Raw genomic sequence first — 17,734 nt, 5'->3', positions numbered from 1 at the left:
CGTGGCAGCCGAGGAGCCAAGGCAGCCGACCAACGGTCGGCTCTACGGCAATGGGGCGTGCGGATGCGTTGCGCCATGCCACGCGCGCGCGGATCGCCGCAATGACCCAGCCAGCCGATGACGCCCGTAGAGCCGACCGTTGGTCGGCTGCTCCCAACCGAAGTGCCGCCGCAGCCGACTTGCCGTGGCAGCCGAGGTGCCAAGGCAGCCGACCAACGGTCGGCTCTACGGCAATGGGGCGTGCGGATGCGTTGCGCCATGCCACGCGCGCGCGGATCGTCGCAATGACCCAGCGAGCCGATGACGCCCGTAGAGCCGACCGTTGGTCGGCTGCTCYCAACCGAGGTGCCGCCGCAGCCGACTTGCCGTGGCAGGCGAGGTGCCAAGGCAGCCGACCTCCCGTGGCAGCCGAGGTGCCAAGGCAGCCGACCAACGGTCGGCTCTACGTGCGGGTCAGCGCGGCTGTTTGATCGGCAGCACCAGGCGGAACCTGGAGCCCTGCCCCGGGGTGCTGTCCAGGTCGATGCGGCCGTGGTGCTTGTTGATGATGCTGTAGGAGATCGACAGGCCCAGGCCGGTGCCGCTGCCGACCGGCTTGGTGGTGAAGAACGGATCGAAGATGCGCTGGCGCAGTTCCGGCGAGATGCCGCCGCCGGTGTCTTCGAACTCCACCCAGACATGCTCCCCGTCCACGCCGGTGCGCACCGTGATCGTGCCGCGGTCGGCGATGGCATGGCCAGCGTTGAGCAGCAGGTTCATGTAGACCTGGTTGAGCTCGGACGGCAGGCATTCCACCAGCGGCAGCTGGCCGAACTCGCGCTGCAGGGTGACCTTGTACTTGAGCTCGTTCCAGATGATGTTGATCGTCGATTCGAGGCCGGAATGCAGGTCGACCAGCTTCCAGGATTCATCACGGCCGGAATACGAGAAGTCCTTGAGGTCGCGCACGATCCGGGTCACCCGCTCGATGCCCTCGCGCGATTCGGCCATCAGCTGCGGCAGGTCGCGGCTGATGAAGTCGATGTCGAAGCGGGTGCGGATGTCGTCGATTTCCGGGATCAGCGCCTTGGGATCGGGTGCGCGCAGGGCGCGCTCGTAGGCTTCGATCACGGTGAACAGACTGCGCAGGTACTCCTGCAGGCTGCCCAGGTTGGAGTGCACGTAGCCGATCGGGTTGTTGATCTCGTGCGCGACGCCGGCGGCGAGCTGGCCGATGGAGGCCATCTTCTCGGACTGCAGCAGCTTTTCCTGGGTGCCGTTGAGGCGCAGGTAGGCCTGGCGAAGCTCGGCATGGCGCTGCTGCAGTTCGCGCTCGTAGTCTTCCTGGCCTTCGATGCGGCGGAACAGGGCCAGGTAATGGCGCTGGCCGGCTTCATCGTGGTGGTAGACATGGGCGATGACCATGCGCTCACCCACCGGCAGGCTGCCGTTCCAGTGACCGTGCTGGCGCGCATGTTCCAGCGCATCGGGCGGCAGCAGCTGACGCAGCCATTGCGCCGCACCCAGACCGGCCGCGTCCTCGGCCTGGCCGAGCATCTCGCTGACGGCGGCGTTGGCCAAGGCCACGCTGCCATCCTCGCGGAACAGCAGCATGCCTTCGTTGACCCGCTCGAACAGGGCGAGCAGGACCTGCTGCGGTGGCAGCGGCGCGGTGACAAGGTTGGAAGAAGCGGTCACGGTCACATCGGGCAGTCGAAACAGGCGCCCAATATACGCGTTGGTCCGCGCGACGGAAGCCCGTGCACGCGCGTACGGCCCACGCGGGGCCGGATCAGGCGACGGCGAGCGGCCGTCGCGTATGCAGCGTGTGGGACTGGCCCTTGGCGTCGTAAGCCGAGGATTCTTCGCTGCGGCCCAGCTGGCGCAGCGCCCAGTTGACCTCGCGGCGGCGGCGCGACAACAGCACGCCGTTGGCGCGGTTGCGTTCGGCCAGCTCCTGCAGGCGTTCGCCCTGACCGACCGGCAGCACGGCCTCAAGGGCGCGCAGCGCTTCGAGCTTGGCGCCGGTGGCACGGATCAACGCCTGCACGTCATGCTCGACCAATGCCTGGCGTTCGACGTCCAAGGCATCGCTGAGGCGCTGCAATGGCTCGCTCATCGCCAGGTTCATCCCTGCAGCTGCTGGTCCAGATCGAGCATGCGCGAAGCGATCGCGTCGGGATTGATCTTGTAGGTGCCGTTCTGCAGCGACTCGCGCACGGCCTGCACACGGCCGGCGTCGATCGCCGGGGCGGTGCTCAGCTCGCGCTGCAGGGCCTGCAGGCTGGTGGCCTCGCCGGTCAGGCGCAGGCTGTCCGCTGCTTCAACCGGACGCGTCGGCGAATCGGTGCTGGCGGCCGGCTTGGTGCCAAGGCTGACGCTGCGCAGATGGGCGGTGGCCTGCAGGTTGCCGTCGATTTTCTGGCTCATGGAGTTGTCCTGGAGTTGCGGTTCACAAGGGATAACGGCATGGGGACCGCCATCTTTAGGGGGTTATGCGGTTTTTTTACCGATTTCCGCCGCCGGTTCAGTATTGTGCTCAGCGCGTCACAAAAACGTCGCCACTGGCCGCCACGGTGCCCTGCACGATCTTCCGCGAGGACAGATTCTCCACCGAAACGCGTTCATTTTCACCGGCGTCGGCCATGGCCTTGCCCGCGACACGCACTTCGACCCCGCCGATCCGCGACACCAGCGCGACGCTGTCGCCGCGACGGACCAGGCGTTGGGCGACCAGGTCGTTGGCCGAGAGCAGGCTGCCGGCGGTCAACGTGCGCCGGGCGACCCGCCCGACCGCAGCCGCCGGGTCGGCCAGCGCGGCGCCGGCAATACGGGCCACGTCACGCTGTGCAGTGGTGATATCGACGGCGGCCAGGGTTTCTCCAGCACTGATGCCGCGGTTGAGGATGAGCACATTCTGGTTTCTGCGGATCTTGACCGGGACGAACAGCCGCCAGCCGCCCGCATCCGGGCAGCTGACTTCCACGGTGCTGGTGCCGGTGGGCTGGGCCTTGAGCCCCTGCCCGCACGCCGGCAGGCGCAGCGCCGAATCCAGGGTGGTGTCGCCTTCGCTGCCGGCCGGCAGGGTCGACAGCGCGGCGGCGCGGATGCTGTCCACCGGCTGCCAGCCGCCCGCGGCGGACGCAGGCACGGTGACCAGCGTTAGCAGGGCAAGAATGATCCAACGCATGGCGACTCCACGGGCAAGGCACATGGGCAGCGTCCTGCAAGGCGCGTGCCGGAATCCACGGGGCGCGGCGCTCAAGTCGGGCGCGCTGGCGCCGATACCACCCCCATGTCACATGACCTGCTCAACCGCATCGACCAGCGTACGCGTCTGGCCGGCCACAATCGTCTGGCCCTGCTGCTGTTCCGGCTCGGCGGACGCCAGCTTTTTGGCGTGAACGTGTTCAAGGTGCAGGAAGTCCTGCGCCGCCCGGACCTGTTCCAGGTGCCCGGGCTGCCCAGCCAGTTCGCCGGGGTGGCCGATGTTCGCGGCCGCTCGGTGCCGGTGCTGGACCTTGGGCTGGCCATCGGCCACCCCGAGCGCGAGCCGGATGCGGACAAGGCGCCGGGCTATCTGGTGGTGACCGAGTTCAATCGCTCGATCCAGGGCTTCCTGGTGAGCGGGGTGGAGCGGATCGTCAATATCGCGGTGGAGGACATCCATCCGCCGCCGGAACTGGGCGCCGAGTCGAGCTACCTGACCGCGGTGACGCGTTTCCAGGGCGAGCTGATCCAGGTGATCGACGTGGAAAGCGTGCTGGCCGACATCGCCCAGGTGCGCGGCGAGGCGGTGCTGGACCCGTCGCTGGCGATGCCGGCCGACGGCCCGCAGCTGCAGGTGCTGGTGGTGGACGACTCGCGGGTGGCCCGCCAGCAGATCCGCAGTGTGCTGGACCAGCTGGGGGTGGGCGCGACGCTGCTGTCCGACGGCAAGCAGGCGCTGGACCACCTGCTGCAGATCCACGCGGCCGGCGAGAACCCGGCCGAGCGCTATGCGATGGTGATTTCGGACATCGAGATGCCGGCGATGGACGGCTATACGCTGACGACGGAAATCCGGCGCCATCCGGGCCTGGCCGGGCTGTACGTGCTGCTGCATACCTCGCTGTCGGGCGTGTTCAACAACGCGATGGTCGAGCGGGTGGGCGCCAATGCGTTCGTGGCCAAGTATTCCCCGCATGAGCTGGCCGATTTCGTGCTGGATCGTTTGCGGAAGGTGGCGATGGCGGCTTGAAGCGGCGGTCGGTTCGCTGATGGCGGGCCGGGGTGGGCGGGGGTGCGGGACACGCCGTAAACCCGTCCCTGGGGGCTCGTGGGCGCCATCCATGGCGCCCAACGGTCCCGCCCCCCCACCCACCCCGACCCGCTGACAGTGGGTCGGCGCCTGTTTGGCGAACGCGGGTGTAGGTAGAGATCAGCCGAGCAACGCTCGGCTCTACCTTGGTTTGCTGCATCGTTCATCATCACGCCCAGCGCCCGCTGGGCTTTTTTGTGGGCGTCAGGGTGCCGCAGCCGGGCAGAGTCCGGCTCTACGTCGCCTGCGTAGCAGGCGTAGCAGGCGTTGCCGGCCAGCGGCCGGCACTACCCCTCCTCCCGAAGCCGGCTGTGCCCTTCCTTCCGGCGACGCAGACACGTCCGGGCGCGGGTTGGCAGAGCCCGCCGGGACCGTTGGGCGCCATGGATGGCGCCCACGAGCCCCCAGGGATGGGTTCACGGCGTGTCCCGGCGGGCTCTGCCRACCCGCGCCACACGCAGGAACAACGCGCCGACTGGCACAGCCCTTGCACCACTCCCCCCATCGTCCCGTGGGAGCGCGCCATGCCCAATCTGATTTCCGACTATCTGGGGGTCCATGCCCAGGCCATGCCGTTGCGCGAGCAGCGGATGAAGCTGATCGCCAGCAACCTGAGCAATGCCGACACCCCCGGGTACAAGGCCCAGGACCTCGACTTCGATGCCGCCCTGCGCAATGCCCAGGGCGTGGACAGCAACGGCCTGATGAAAACCACCAACGAACAGCACTACGCCGTTGGCGGCGGCCTCAACCCCTTCCAGATCACCAAGGAAGGCGTCCAGCCCARCATCGACGGCAACACCGTCGACCCCGATGCCGAACGTGCCGCCTACGGCCGCGCCGCGCTGGAATACCGTGCCTCGCTCAGCTTCGTCGAATCCAAGGTGCGCTCCATGCTCACCGCCATCACCGGGCAATAAGCCATGAGCAACCTCCCCATTTTCGACATCGCCGGCTCCGCCCTCCAGGCCCAGTCCGTGCGCATGAGCACCATCGCCTCCAACCTGTCCAACGCCGACACCGTCTCCGGTTCGGCGCAGACGGTGTACAAGCCGCTCGAACCGATCTTCCAGTCCGTCACCAGCCGCACCGACCCGAACATCACCACCGTCCAGGTCAAGGAAATCAGCCAGAGCGACGCCGCGCCGATCAAGCGCTACGAGCCCGGCCACCCGCTGGCCGACGGCGACGGCTACATCTACCAGCCCGACGTCGACCCGGTGGCGCAGATGGTCAACCTCATCTCCACCTCGCGCAATTACCAGGCCGGCGTGGAAATGCTGACCACCGCCAAGGAACTGGCGCTGGCCACCCTGACCATGGGTCGCTGACCCTTTTCTTTACAGGACATACCGTCATGAGCAGCACCAGCGGCGTCGGCCAGAACGGCAGCGATATCTACAGCGCGCTCGGCCTCAACGCGCCCAACAGCGACACCAGCAAGAAGAAAAGCACCCTGGACCAGGCCGATTTCCTGCGCCTGATGACCGAACAGCTGCAGCACCAGGATCCGCTCAAGCCCATGGACAACACCCAGATGGTGGCGCAGATGGCGCAGCTGTCCCAGGTGCAGGGCATCACCGACCTCAACACCACGGTGAAGGGCTTCCAGGACCAGATGTCCAGCGACCAGATCCTGCGCGGTGCTGCGCTGGTCGGCCATGACGTGCTGGTGCCCTCGACCAAGTGGCAGCTGGAGGCCGAAGGCAACACCAACGGCATGGTCGCTGCCTCCGGCGCGGGCTTTGTCAACGTGGAAATCACCGATGCCAACGGCGTCAAGGTCAACACGTTGAGCGTGGAAGCCAAGGCCGCCGGCGAAGTGACCTTCGACTGGGATGGCAAGGATGCCAACGGCAATCGGCTGCCGCCGGGCAGCTACTCGATCGCCGCCACCTTCACCGACAGCGCCGGCGCCAAGAACAAGGTCAACACCTACGTCGAGGCCCCGGTGGAGAGCGTCACCGTCGGCTCGGACGGCCTGTACCTCAACCTCAAAGGCCTGGGCACGGCCCCGATCGACTACGTGCTCCGCATCAGCTGAGCCGCCCTACCCCGCATACCAGGAGCAATCCCATGGGCTTCAACATTTCGTTGTCCGGCATCAACGCAGCCAATGCCGACCTGAACGTCACCGCGAACAACATCGCCAACGTCAACACCACCGGGTTCAAGGAATCGCGCGCCGAGTTCGCCGACCTGTTCTCGGCCACCAGCTATGGCCTGTCCAAGAACGCGGTCGGTTCGGGCGTGCGCCTGACCAACGTGGCCCAGCAGTTCTCGCAGGGCAACAACGAACAGACCGGGCGCAGCCTGGACATGGCCATTTCCGGTGAGGGCTTCTTCACCATGTCCATGAACGGGGCCCGCGTGTATTCGCGCGCCGGCAACTTCCAGACCGACCAGGCCGGCTACGTCACCAACCCGCAGGGCGCGCGCCTGCAGGTGTTCGCCCCCAACGCCGACGGCACCAGCTTCGATGCCGGCCGCCTGGTCGACCTGCAGCTGCTCACCACCGACAGCCCGCCCAGGCAGACCAGCAAGGTCAACGTCAGTTTCACCCTGCCGGCCGACGCCAAGGTGCCCACGGTGGGCGTGTTCGACCCGACCGATTCCAACAGCTACAGCCAGTCCACCGGCGGTATCACCGTGTACGACTCGCTGGGCGTCAGCCACACGCAGACTTCGTACTTCGTCAAGACCGCCGACCCGAACCAATGGCAGGTCTACAACTACGTCGATGGCCAGGCCGCCGGCGCGCCGACCACGCTGACCTTCAACAACGCCGGCGCGTTGACCGCCCCGGCCAACGGCCAGATCACGCTGGCCCCGTTCACGCCGAGCACCGGCGCCGGCCAGCTGGCGCTGACCCTGGACATCAGCGGGTCCACCCAGTACGGCGAGAAGTTCGCCCTGCGCAACACCCAGCAGGACGGCTACGCCGCCGGCAAGCTCAACGAAGTGACCGTGTCCGAGGAAGGCGTGGTTTACGCGCGCTACTCCAACGGCGATGACAAACCGCTGGGCCAGGTCGCGCTGACCACCTTCAACAATGCACAGGGCCTGGAAGCCAAGGGCAACAACCTGTGGGTGGAAACCTTCAGCTCGGGCACGCCGCGTACCGGTGCACCGGACAGCTCCAACCTGGGCAAGGTCCAGGCCGGTTCGCTGGAAGCCTCCACGGTCGACCTGACCGAGCAGCTGGTCAACATGATCACGGCCCAGCGCAACTTCCAGGCCAATTCGCAGATGGTCTCGACCATGGACCAGATCACCCAGACCATCATCAACATCCGTTGATGAGCCACTGACCGCATCACGGGATTACAACGATGGACAAGGCGCTCTACGTAGCGATGACCGGTGCACGTGCTTCGCTGCAGGCACAGGGCACGCTCTCGCACAACCTGGCCAACACCGATACCCCTGGTTTCAAGGAAGCCCTGGCCAATACCGAGGCGTTCCCGATCAAGGGCACCGGCTATGCCTCGCGCGTGGACGCCCTGCACGTCGACGCCGGCTTCAACCGGCGCATGGGCGCGCAGCAGATCACCGGCAACCCGCTGGACCTGTCGCTGCAGTCGGGCAACTGGCTGGCGGTGCAGGCCCCGGCGGGCGGCGGTGAGGCCTATACCCGTGGTGCGGCACTCTCGATCACCCCCAATGGCCAGCTGGYGACCGCCGGTGGCCATCCGGTGCTGGACGAGAACGGTGCGCCGATCGCCATTCCGCCGCACCAGGCCATGGACATCGGCAACGACGGCACGATCTCGATCATCCCGCTGGGCGAAGGCCCGCAGACCATGGCCAACATCGGCCGTATCCGCGTGGTCGCCGCGGCCGATGAACGGCTGGAGCGCGGCCTGGACGGGTTGATGCGCAACACCGACCCGCAGCAGCCCTTCGTGCAGGCCCAGGGCAAGTCGCTGGAAAGCGGCCAGCTGGAAGGCAGCAACGTGGACGCGGCCGGCGCGCTGGTGCAGATGATCCAGCTGCAGCGCCAGTACGAAATGCAGGTGAAGGTGATCAAGCACGGCGACGACAACGCCCGTAGCGCCAACAGCCTGCTGCGACTGGGCGGTTGAGCCGCGGCGATGCGCGATTGACGGGGCACCCACGGGGCCCCGACGGAATTCCGGCGCGGTTCTGGCACAGCCCATGCATCGCTCCCCGTGACGGCCGCCCCGGGTGGCCACCCGCAACAGACAAAGGAACATCGCCATGAACCAGGCATTGTGGATCGCCAAGACCGGACTGGATGCGCAGCAGACGCGCATGTCGGTGGTTTCCAACAACCTCGCCAACACCAACACCACCGGTTTCAAGCAGGACCGTGCCAGCTTCGAAGACCTGCTGTACCAGCAGGTGCGCCAGCCGGGCGGTTCTTCGTCCGCACAGACGCAGCTGCCCACGGGCCTGCAGCTGGGCACCGGCGTACGCGTGGTGGCCACCTCGAAGAACTTCGAGCAGGGCAGCCAGCAGCAGACCGGCCGCGCGCTGGATGTGATGGTCAACGGCCGCGGTTTCTTCGAAGTGCAGATGCCCGACGGTTCTTCGGCGTATACGCGTGATGGGTCGTTCCAGCGCAACCAGGATGGCGAGCTGGTGACCAACAGCGGCTACCCGGTGCAGCCGGGCATCCAGATCCCCGAAGGCGCGCAGTCGCTGACCATCGGGACCGACGGCACCATCAGCGTAAAGATGGCCGACGACGCGGCGTCGGTGGAAATCGGCGCGCTGACCCTGACCGACTTCGTCAATCCGGCCGGCCTGCAGGCCCGCGGTGAAAACCTGTTCCTGGAAACCACCGCCTCCGGCCCCGCGCAGAACGGCAACCCCGGCCTGAACGGCCTGGGCAGCGTGGTGCAGGGCGCGCTGGAAGGCAGCAACGTCAACGTCGTGGAAGAGCTGGTGTCGATGATCGAAACCCAGCGCGCCTACGAAATGAACGCCAAGGCGATCTCCACCACCGACGCGATGCTCGGCTACCTCAACCAGAACGTCTGATCGGTCGAACCGGGAACCCTGCCATGTCGTACCTGCGCCCTACCCTCCGCATGCTCTCGGCCAGTGCCGTTGTCGCCCTGCTCGGCGGCTGCGTCATCGCCGGCGATGTCCGCCCCTACCCGGCGATGGCGCCGGTCACCCCGATCATCGCGCCCACCGCGCAGGCCACGGCCGGTGCGATCTACGCCGCCGGCCCGGGCCTGCAGCTGTATTCGGACCGGCGCGCACGCGATGTCGGCGACCTGCTGACCATCACCCTGACCGAGAACACCACCGCGCAGACCACCGCCAACACCACCACCGCCAAGGAATCGGACCTGAGCATCGGCACCCCGACCGTGTTCGGCGCGCCGGTGACACTGGGCGGCAAGGACATCCTCAGCGCCAGCGCCAAGGGTTCGCGCGACTTCGCCGGCAAGGGCACCACCGCGCAGAGCAACCGCCTGCTCGGCAGCGTGACCGTCACCGTGGTGCAGCGCCTGCCCAACGGCAACCTGGTGGTCCAGGGCGCCAAAAACCTGCGCTTGAACCAGGGCGATGAGCTGGTGCAGGTGCAGGGCATCGTGCGCGCGGCGGACATCTCCCCGGACAACACCAKTCCTTCCAGCCGCGTTGCCGATGCCCGCATCGTCTACGGCGGCCGCGGCCCGGTCGCCCAGTCCAATGCGATGGGCTGGCTGAGCCGTTTCTTCAACTCGGCGTTGACGCCGTTCTGAGCCTGACATGACCTTTTCCTTCTCCCTGTTCGGGCCGCGACGCAGTGCGTCGCTCTACGCGGTGCGTGCCGTGGTGGTGCTGCTGGCGGTGTTCGCGCTGGCGGCACCGGCGTCTGCCGAGCGCATCAAGGACCTGGCCCAGGTCGGCGGCGTGCGCACCAATGCGCTGGTCGGCTATGGCCTGGTGGTCGGCCTGGACGGCAGCGGTGACCGCACCAGCCAGGCGCCCTTCACCGTGCAGAGCTTGAAGAACCTGCTCGGCGAACTCGGCGTCAACGTACCGGCCAACGTCAATCCGCAGCTGAAGAACGTGGCCGCCGTGGCGATCCACGCCGAGCTGCCGCCGTTCGCCAAGCCGGGCCAGCCGATCGACATCACCGTGTCTTCGATCGGCAACGCGGTGTCGCTGCGCGGCGGCTCGTTGCTGATGGCGCCGCTGCGCGGTGCCGACGGCCAGGTCTACGCGATCGCCCAGGGCAACCTGGTGGTCGGTGGCTTCGGCGTGCAGGGCAAGGACGGTTCGCGGGTATCGGTGAACGTCCCCAGCGTCGGTCGCATTCCCAATGGCGCCACGGTCGAACGTGCACTGCCGGACGTGTTCAACGGCGGTGGCGACATCACCCTGAACCTGCACAAGAACGACTTCACCACGGTCTCGCGGATGGTTGCCGCGCTGAACACTGCCTTCGGCGATGGCGCAGCGCGGGCGATCGACGGTGTCACGGTATCGGTGCAGTCGCCGAGCGACCCGGGCGCCCGCATCGGGATGCTGGCACGTATCGAAAACCTGGAACTCACCCCGGGCAGCGCGCCGGCCAAGGTGGTGGTCAACGCACGTACCGGCACGGTCGTGATCGGCTCGCAGGTGCGCGTCGGCCCGGCGGCCATTTCGCATGGCTCGCTCACCGTGACCATCAACGAGAACACCAACGTCAGCCAGCCCAATGCCTTCGGCAACGGCCAGACCGTGGCCTCGCCGCAGTCCACCATCACCGCCACCAACGATGGCAGCCGCATGTTCAAGTTCACCGGCGGCACCACGCTGGACGAGATCGTGCATGCGGTCAACGCGGTGGGGGCGGCACCTGGCGATCTGATTGCGATCCTGGAAGCACTCAAGCAGGCCGGCGCACTGAGCGCCGAGCTCGAGGTGATCTGACATGCGCATCAACCCGGCACTGGAACTCAATCCGGCCCAGGCCAACAGCCCGGCCAAGGTGGACAAGGTGGCGCGCCAGCTGGAAGGCCAGTTCGCGCAGATGCTGGTCAAGAGCATGCGCGATGCCAGCTTCGGCGACTCGCTGTTTCCCGCCGAAAACACCATGTTCCGCGAGATGTACGACCACAAGATCGCCGAGGCGATGACCCGTGGGCGCGGGCTGGGCCTGTCGGCGATGATCACCCGTCAACTGGGTGGCGCCGAGGCCGAGGCCGCCAAGCCGACCGACACCGCCTTGAACCCGGCCGCCGCGCTGCGCGCATACCGGCTCAACGCACCGGCGGCGGCGCCGATGGCGCTGCCCGCCTCGACCATGCCGGCCGGCACGCCGAGCGAAGTGGAGATGCTGCAGCAGTTGCGCGGCGCCGATCCGTCAACGGTGCTGCAGCCGATGGAACGTGCGCTGGATCTGATCGCCGGCCGCGAGAGCAGCCAGATGCACGAGGCCATCGGCCGTTCCGATCCGTATTCGGCGGCGTCCGGCGTCAGCGATCCGACCGAACAGAACTGGGCCGCGCTGGCCGATGACCGCTGGCGCGACGTCAACGGTACGGCCGCCGCGCGGGGACCGAGTGCGGTCGATACGCTGGCCGCCAACACCGCTGCCGCCCAGCTTGGCCCGCACACGCCGGAAGGTTTCGTGGCCAGCATCTGGAACCACGCCCAGCAGGCCGCGCGCGAACTGGGCGTGGATGCCAAGGCGCTGGTCGCCCAGGCCGCGCTGGAGACCGGTTGGGGCCGCAAGCTGGTGCAGCGCAACGGCGGTGGCAGCTCGCACAACCTGTTCGGGATCAAGGCCAGCGGCTGGAGCGGCGAACGCGCCACCAGCGGCACCCATGAATACGTGGACGGCGTGCGCCGCAACGAAACCGCCAGCTTCCGCGCCTACACCTCGGTTGGCGACAGTTTTGCCGACTACGTGAAACTGCTCAAGAACAGCCCGCGTTACCAGAATGCGCTGCAGGCCGGCGGCGATGTCCGCGGCTTCGCCCAGGGCCTGCAGAAGGCCGGCTACGCCACCGATCCCAGCTACGCGGCCAAGATCGCCGCGATTGCCGGCGGCCCGACCATCGAGCGCGCGATCGCCGCCGTGGGCAATGCCAGCCAGCGCCTGGGCGAGACCTTTGCCAGCACCGCCAGCCCGACCGGGCTGGGCGTCATCCGTCGTTGAGGTAACCCATGTCCAGCGTACTTTCCACCGGCACCAGCGCCCTGCTCGCTTTCCAGCGGGCGCTGGCGACCACCAGCCACAACGTCGCCAACATCAACACGCCGGGCTACAGCCGGCAGAAGGTCGACTTCGCCACCGCCAATCCGCAGAACTTCGGCTATGGCGACGTGGGCAACGGCACCCGGATCAGCGATATCCGCCGGGTGGCCGACCAGCTGGCGATCTCGCGGTTGCTCGATGGCAGTGGTGAACTGGCGCGATTGAAGCAGCTGTCGAGCATGGCCGACCGTGTGGATGCGATGTTCTCTGATACCGCCACCAACGTGTCCGGGGTCTGGTCGAGCTTCTTCGACACGGTCAGCGGCCTGTCCTCCAACGCGTCGGGTACGGCCGACCGGCAGAACATGCTCGACGGCGGCAAGACCCTGGCCAGCCGCTTCCAGCAGCTCAACGGCCAGCTCAATACGCTCAACGGCGAGGTCAACAACGGCCTCATCGCCGGCGCGTCGGAGATCAACCGGCTCGCCAAGGAAATCGCGCAGCTCAACGGCAGCATCGGTGGCAACGCGGCCAACGCCGCGCCGGACCTGCTGGATCGCCGCGATGCGCTGATCGCCAACCTGGTCGGCTATACCGGCGGCAACGCGGTGATGCAGGACGGCGGCTTGATGAACGTCTACACCGCCGGTGGCCAGGCGCTGGTGGTAGGCACCACCGCCTCCAAGGTCACCACCGTGGCCGATCCGTACATGCCCGAGCGCCTGCAGCTCGCGCTGGAGAGCGCCGGCCAGAAGATCACCCTGGAACCGAAGACCCTCGGCGGCCAGATCGGCGGTCTGCTGGAGTTCCGCGATACCGTGCTGACGCCCACCCAGGCCGAACTGGGCAAGCTGGCCGTCGGCATGGCCAGCAGCTTCAACGATGTGCACCGCCAGGGCGCGGACCTGTACGGCAACCTGGGCGGGGACTTCTTCAACATCGGCAGCCCGCGCATCACCGGCAACGCCAACAACACCGGCACCGCCAGCATGACCGCCAGCTTCGGCGACCTGTCCAAGCTGGACGGGCAGAACGTGCTGCTCAAGTTCGACGGCACCCAGTGRCAGGCGACCCGCGCCGACACCGGCGCGGCGATTCCGATGACCGGCACCGGCAGCGCCGCCGACCCGCTGGTGATCAACGGCGTGGAACTGGTGATGACCGGTGCCCCGGCCGTGAACGACCGCATGCTGCTGCAGCCCACCGCGGGCGTGGCCGGCACCCTGTCGGTGGCGATCACCGATACCTCGCGCATCGCGGCGGCGGCACCGATCAAGGGCACGGCCGCACTGACCAATACCGGTACCGGCAAGCTCACCGGGGTCAAGGTGACCGACCACAACAACGCGGCGCTGCGCAATCCGGCCGCGATCGTGTTCACCAGCGCCACCCAGTACACGCTCGATGGTGCCGGCCCGTTCACCTATACCGCCGGCCAGACCATCAGCGCCAATGGCTGGAGCTTCGTGCTCGACGGTGCGCCCAAGACCGGCGACACCTTCGGCATCGGCCCGACTCCGGCCGGTTCCTCGGACAACAGCAACGCCCTGTTGCTGGCCAAGGTGGAACAGGCCAAGGCCTTCAACGACGGTACCGTGACGCTCAGTGGCGCGCTCGGTGGGCTCACCACCCAGGTTGGCGCCGCCGCGCGATCGGCAGATTACTCGCTGCAGGCCCAGCAGGTGATCACCGACCAGGCGCAGTCCGCGCGCGATGCGATCTCCGGGGTCAACCTGGATGAGGAAGCGGCCGACATGCTGCGCCTGCAACAGGCCTACCAGGCCGCCTCGCAGCTGATTTCCACCGCCGACAACATGTTCCAGACCATCCTCGGAGCCGTGAGCCGATGAACAGCCGCATTTCCACCGGGATGATGTTCCAGCAGTCGGTGTCGTTGATGATGGCCAAGCAGGCCAAGATGAGCCACCTGGAACAGCAGATCGCCACCGGCCGCCGCCTGGTGACCGCCAAGGACGACCCGGTCGCCTCCGGCGCCGCCGTCGGCCTGGACCGCACGCTGGCCTCGCTGGACCGCATGCAGCTCAACGCGGGCAACGTGCAGAACCGGCTGGGCCTGCAGGAAAACGCACTGGCCCAGGTCGGCGACATGATGGGGCGCATCACCGAGTTGACGATCTACGCCAATAATCCGGCGCTGGCCGCCTCGGACAAGCAGTCGATGGTCACGGAAATCGAGGCGATCCGCGGGAACCTGCTGGCGCTGGCCAACAGTACCGACGGCACCGGGCGCTATTTGTTTGGCGGTACGGCCGATGACAGCCCGCCTTTCAGCCAGATCGATGGCAAGGTGGTCTATAACGGCGACCAGAACCAGCGCCAGGTCGAGGTCGGGCCGGACACGTACGTGCTCGATGCCCTGCCCGGCAGCGAGATTTTCCTGCGGATCGGTACCGGCGATGGGCACGTGGACGGGGCGGCCAGCACGGCCAACACGGGCACGGGCGTGCTGACCAATGTGACCCGCGACGGCAGCGACAGCTGGAACGGCCAGGGCTTCAGCGTGCGCTTCACCGCTGAAGACCAGTACGAGCTGCTGGATGCCGGCGGTACGGTGGTGTCCACCGGTACGATGAAGGCAGGCGACGATCTGGTGCTCAACGGGGTGCGTTTGCACATCGACGGCAAGCCGGCGGCCGGCGATACCTTCGAGGTGAGTCCGGCGACCAGCCGGGATATTTTCAGCACGCTGGACAGTCTGATCGGGTCGTTGAAGATGGATACCGGGAGCGCGTCCAAGTCGGCGGCGCAGCAGAATCTGCTGCAAAGTGGTCTGCGCGACGTTGCGCGGGCCTCGGAGCGGATGATCGATTCGCGCGCGGCCGGTGGTGCGCAGTTGAAGGCGCTGGACAATGCGGCGGACATGCGTGAGTCCAATACGGTGACGCTCAAGAGCACGCTGTCGCAGATGCGCGATCTGGACTACGCCGATGCCATCAGTCAGTACCAGCTGGAGAGCACTGCCCTCCAGGCCGCGCAGACGCTGTTCTCGCAGATGCAGCAGATGTCGTTGTTCAACGTGTTGCGCTGATACCGCGACACGAAAACCTGGATGGCCTGAAGGCCGCGATGCATTGCGCATCGCGGCCTTTTTGCTTTTTCCTCTACGCATCCAAAGGCAACAGCGCGGATGATCCTCTGCTCATGGCATGGGCGSGGGTGTGTGGGTTCGCGGGACACGCCGTAAACCCCGCTCCGCGGCCCGGCCCAGCCGCTGGCGGCTGTGCGTTCAGTCGCATGCGAGGCAGTGCCTCGCGAGCAATGCGCCTTCACCCTTGGGGGCTCGCACACGCCATCCATGGCGTGTGACGGTCCCGCGAACCCACACACCCGCGCCCTCGACAGTTGGCTAGTGGCCTATGCAGAGCGGAAGAGCGGAAAAGCGACGTAGAGCGCGCCCGCTCATACGCGAGTAGCGCGGCTCTTTCCTTGCGCACCCGCACCCTGTCCAAGGGGTGGCACGGGTGGGTTGGCGGGACCGTCATGCGCCATGGATGGCGCATGCGAGCCCCCAAGGATGGGTTTACGGCGTGTCCCGCCAAGCCACCCGTTCCAGCCCTCCCCCAGATGCAGCAGGCCCCACGCCCTTGCTGTGGCTGTGGCTGTGACTGTAGCCGTGCCCCCGACCCCACATCCGGCCATGAACATCAAAAACCCCCTTGAATTCCCGCTTTTCCTGCCGTTAACCCTTATGTCCGGCAAGCCCGCCATGGCCCCGGATGGCCCACCAGACAGCCTCAGCGAAATTTCCGCCTAAAGGTTGTTGACAAAGCGCCGTTATTCATTTGGCAACAGCGAAGCACACAGCCAAACAAAAAAATCGGCGGCGCTTCGTTCCATTCACCACCGGGATTCCAATAAGGGAGACGACCCATGGCACAGGTAATCAACACCAATACGATGTCGCTCAACGCTCAGCGCAACCTGAGCACCAGCGGCAGCTCGCTCGCTACCACCATCCAGCGCCTGTCGTCGGGCCTGCGCATCAACAGCGCGAAAGACGACGCCGCCGGCCTGGCTATTAGCGAGCGCTTCGGCACCCAGATCCGCGGCACCGACGTGGCCATCCGCAATGCCAACGATGGCATCTCGCTGGCCCAGGTCGCCGAAGGCTCCCTCAGTGAAATCGGCAACAACCTGCAGCGCGTCCGCGAACTGGCCGTACAGGCCTCCAACGCGACCAACTCCGCCAGCGACCGCAAGGCCCTGCAGGCCGAAGTCACCCAGCTGGTCAGCGAAATCGACCGCGTCGCCAAGCAGTCCGACTTCAACGGCACCAAGCTGCTGGACGGCAGCTTCACCAGCCAGCTGTTCCAGGTCGGCGCCAATGCCGGCCAGGCGATTGCCATCAACAGCGTCGTCGATGCCAAGGCCAGCTCGCTGGGCAACGCCAAGTTTGCCGCCCCCGTCGACAGCACCGGCGACATCGCCACCATCACCGACCTGACCGGCGTCACCATCAACGGCGCCACCATCGGCACCATCACCGGCAAGACCACCGCCGAGTTTGCCGCCTCCGCCGCCGCCCAGATCAACAGCAGGATCGGCGAAGCCGGTGTCTACGCCGAAGTGGTCACCACCGCCGGCACCCCGGACACCCAGCGCCTGAAGCTGACCTCGGTCCAGGCCGACCGCGACCTGGTCATCACCGGCGCCACCCAGCTCAGCCTGGCCGACTCCACCGTCGCCGCCCCCAGCTCGGTTGCCGCCACGGCCACCTCCAGCTTCGTGCAGGACCTGGACGTCTCGTCCTACGTCGGCGCGCAGAAGGCGCTGGAAATCGTCGACAAGGCGTTGGAGTCGGTCAACAGCGTGCGCGCCGACCTCGGCGCCATCCAGAACCGCTTCACCTCCGTGGTGGCCAATCTGCAGACCTCCTCGGAAAACCTGTCGGCATCGCGCAGCCGCATCCGTGATACCGATTTCGCCAAGGAAACGGCGGAACTCACCCGTACCCAGATCCTGCAACAGGCCGGCACCGCGATGCTGGCCCAGGCCAACCAGGTTCCACAGAACGTGCTCAGCCTGTTGCAGCGCTGACATGAGCCGCTCCTGAAGCACGTCAGGAGCGTCTAACCCATCGTACGTGCACTGCTCAAGGACCTCTCCTCATGGCACAAGTCATCAACACCAACACGATGTCGTTGAATGCTCAGCGCAACCTGAGCACCAGCGGCAGCTCCCTGGCCACCACCATCCAGCGCCTGTCCTCGGGCTCGCGCATCAACAGCGCCAAGGACGATGCGGCCGGTCTGGCCATCTCCGAGCGCTTCGGCACCCAGATC

18 protein-coding genes are annotated in these 17,734 nt (G+C 66.8%); 14 read left to right on the top strand and 4 right to left on the bottom strand.

What is annotated here, in order from left to right:
* Positions 1 to 453: 453 nt before the first annotated feature.
* The 4 genes from AC1DR7_RS18005 to flgA form a co-directional block, all read right to left on the bottom strand.
* Positions 454 to 1,593, bottom strand: coding sequence for an ATP-binding protein (locus AC1DR7_RS18005; protein ID WP_306175647.1), 1,140 nt, complete (start codon positions 1,591 to 1,593; stop codon positions 454 to 456).
* A 178-nt stretch (positions 1,594 to 1,771) separates the two neighbouring features.
* Positions 1,772 to 2,104, bottom strand: a complete 333-nt coding sequence (locus tag AC1DR7_RS18000; protein WP_457321612.1) for a flagellar protein FlgN — start codon at positions 2,102 to 2,104, stop codon at positions 1,772 to 1,774.
* 2 nt (positions 2,105 to 2,106) lie between these two features.
* The gene (gene flgM / locus AC1DR7_RS17995) at positions 2,107 to 2,409 is read right to left on the bottom strand and encodes a flagellar biosynthesis anti-sigma factor FlgM (RefSeq protein WP_256776994.1); all 303 of its coding nucleotides are present in this window, start codon (positions 2,407 to 2,409) and stop codon (positions 2,107 to 2,109) included.
* A gap of 109 nt (positions 2,410 to 2,518) precedes the next feature.
* The gene (gene flgA / locus AC1DR7_RS17990; RefSeq protein ID WP_478052084.1) at positions 2,519 to 3,169 is read right to left on the bottom strand and encodes a flagellar basal body P-ring formation chaperone FlgA; all 651 of its coding nucleotides are present in this window, start codon (positions 3,167 to 3,169) and stop codon (positions 2,519 to 2,521) included.
* Between the two features lie 105 nt (positions 3,170 to 3,274).
* Between flgA and AC1DR7_RS17985 the strand changes: the two genes are divergently transcribed.
* From AC1DR7_RS17985 to AC1DR7_RS17920, 14 genes are all read left to right on the top strand, one after another.
* Positions 3,275 to 4,219 (top strand): chemotaxis protein, encoded by a 945-nt coding sequence (locus tag AC1DR7_RS17985; protein WP_256776992.1) that lies wholly within the window; start codon positions 3,275 to 3,277, stop codon positions 4,217 to 4,219.
* Between the two features lie 584 nt (positions 4,220 to 4,803).
* Positions 4,804 to 5,199 carry a flagellar basal body rod protein FlgB gene (gene flgB, locus AC1DR7_RS17980; protein ID WP_478076598.1) on the top strand — a complete coding sequence of 132 codons (396 nt, stop codon included), beginning with the start codon at positions 4,804 to 4,806 and terminating at the stop codon, positions 5,197 to 5,199.
* A 3-nt stretch (positions 5,200 to 5,202) separates the two neighbouring features.
* Positions 5,203 to 5,610 carry a flagellar basal body rod protein FlgC gene (gene flgC / locus AC1DR7_RS17975; RefSeq protein WP_478053002.1) on the top strand — a complete coding sequence of 136 codons (408 nt, stop codon included), beginning with the start codon at positions 5,203 to 5,205 and terminating at the stop codon, positions 5,608 to 5,610.
* A 26-nt stretch (positions 5,611 to 5,636) separates the two neighbouring features.
* Positions 5,637 to 6,323, top strand: a complete 687-nt coding sequence (locus AC1DR7_RS17970) for a flagellar hook assembly protein FlgD (RefSeq protein WP_457320626.1) — start codon at positions 5,637 to 5,639, stop codon at positions 6,321 to 6,323.
* A gap of 32 nt (positions 6,324 to 6,355) precedes the next feature.
* On the top strand, positions 6,356 to 7,579 hold the full coding sequence (gene flgE, locus AC1DR7_RS17965; RefSeq protein WP_457320628.1) for a flagellar hook protein FlgE: 1,224 nt from the start codon (positions 6,356 to 6,358) through the stop codon (positions 7,577 to 7,579).
* Between the two features lie 32 nt (positions 7,580 to 7,611).
* On the top strand, positions 7,612 to 8,364 hold the full coding sequence (locus tag AC1DR7_RS17960; protein WP_478076597.1) for a flagellar basal body rod protein FlgF: 753 nt from the start codon (positions 7,612 to 7,614) through the stop codon (positions 8,362 to 8,364).
* 136 nt (positions 8,365 to 8,500) lie between these two features.
* Positions 8,501 to 9,286: a flagellar basal-body rod protein FlgG gene (flgG, locus tag AC1DR7_RS17955; protein ID WP_256776987.1), complete on the top strand. Its 786-nt coding sequence runs from the start codon at positions 8,501 to 8,503 to the stop codon at positions 9,284 to 9,286.
* A gap of 23 nt (positions 9,287 to 9,309) precedes the next feature.
* Entirely contained in the window at positions 9,310 to 10,002 is a 693-nt protein-coding gene (flgH, locus tag AC1DR7_RS17950; protein ID WP_478076596.1) for a flagellar basal body L-ring protein FlgH, read from the top strand.
* A gap of 7 nt (positions 10,003 to 10,009) precedes the next feature.
* A complete protein-coding gene (locus AC1DR7_RS17945; RefSeq protein ID WP_478053004.1) occupies positions 10,010 to 11,161 on the top strand; it encodes a flagellar basal body P-ring protein FlgI in 1,152 nt (383 codons plus the stop codon).
* Between the two features lies 1 nt (position 11,162).
* A complete protein-coding gene (gene flgJ, locus AC1DR7_RS17940; RefSeq protein ID WP_457320099.1) occupies positions 11,163 to 12,392 on the top strand; it encodes a flagellar assembly peptidoglycan hydrolase FlgJ in 1,230 nt (409 codons plus the stop codon).
* Positions 12,393 to 12,400: 8 nt separating this feature from the next.
* Positions 12,401 to 14,281, top strand: coding sequence for a flagellar hook-associated protein FlgK (gene flgK / locus AC1DR7_RS17935; protein WP_478076595.1), 1,881 nt, complete (start codon positions 12,401 to 12,403; stop codon positions 14,279 to 14,281).
* Positions 14,278 to 15,480 (top strand): flagellar hook-associated protein FlgL, encoded by a 1,203-nt coding sequence (gene flgL / locus AC1DR7_RS17930; RefSeq protein ID WP_256776982.1) that lies wholly within the window; start codon positions 14,278 to 14,280, stop codon positions 15,478 to 15,480. The genes flgK and flgL overlap by 4 nt, the downstream gene beginning before the upstream one ends.
* A gap of 842 nt (positions 15,481 to 16,322) precedes the next feature.
* The gene (locus AC1DR7_RS17925; protein ID WP_256776981.1) at positions 16,323 to 17,489 is read left to right on the top strand and encodes a flagellin; all 1,167 of its coding nucleotides are present in this window, start codon (positions 16,323 to 16,325) and stop codon (positions 17,487 to 17,489) included.
* A 71-nt stretch (positions 17,490 to 17,560) separates the two neighbouring features.
* On the top strand, positions 17,561 to 17,734 hold a 174-nt coding region (locus tag AC1DR7_RS17920; RefSeq protein WP_476664591.1), incomplete at its 3' end, for a flagellin N-terminal helical domain-containing protein.

Source organism: Stenotrophomonas sp. P5_A9 (genome assembly GCF_056400525.1).
This window is presented reverse-complemented; position numbering and strand designations above follow the sequence as displayed.

Bases quoted from the DNA above. Each gene is read 5' to 3' on its own strand.
- AC1DR7_RS18005 (WP_306175647.1), bottom strand. From the start codon at position 1,593: ATGCTGCTGTTCCGCGAGGATGGCAGCGTGGCCTTGGCCAACGCCGCC.
- flgM (WP_256776994.1), bottom strand. From the start codon at position 2,409: ATGAGCCAGAAAATCGACGGCAACCTGCAGGCCACCGCCCATCTGCGC.
- flgA (WP_478052084.1), bottom strand. From the start codon at position 3,169: ATGCGTTGGATCATTCTTGCCCTGCTAACGCTGGTCACCGTGCCTGCG.
- AC1DR7_RS17985 (WP_256776992.1), top strand. From the start codon at position 3,275: ATGTCACATGACCTGCTCAACCGCATCGACCAGCGTACGCGTCTGGCC.
- flgC (WP_478053002.1), top strand. From the start codon at position 5,203: ATGAGCAACCTCCCCATTTTCGACATCGCCGGCTCCGCCCTCCAGGCC.
- AC1DR7_RS17970 (WP_457320626.1), top strand. From the start codon at position 5,637: ATGAGCAGCACCAGCGGCGTCGGCCAGAACGGCAGCGATATCTACAGC.
- flgE (WP_457320628.1), top strand. From the start codon at position 6,356: ATGGGCTTCAACATTTCGTTGTCCGGCATCAACGCAGCCAATGCCGAC.
- flgG (WP_256776987.1), top strand. From the start codon at position 8,501: ATGAACCAGGCATTGTGGATCGCCAAGACCGGACTGGATGCGCAGCAG.
- AC1DR7_RS17945 (WP_478053004.1), top strand. From the start codon at position 10,010: ATGACCTTTTCCTTCTCCCTGTTCGGGCCGCGACGCAGTGCGTCGCTC.
- flgJ (WP_457320099.1), top strand. From the start codon at position 11,163: ATGCGCATCAACCCGGCACTGGAACTCAATCCGGCCCAGGCCAACAGC.
- flgL (WP_256776982.1), top strand. From the start codon at position 14,278: ATGAACAGCCGCATTTCCACCGGGATGATGTTCCAGCAGTCGGTGTCG.
- AC1DR7_RS17925 (WP_256776981.1), top strand. From the start codon at position 16,323: ATGGCACAGGTAATCAACACCAATACGATGTCGCTCAACGCTCAGCGC.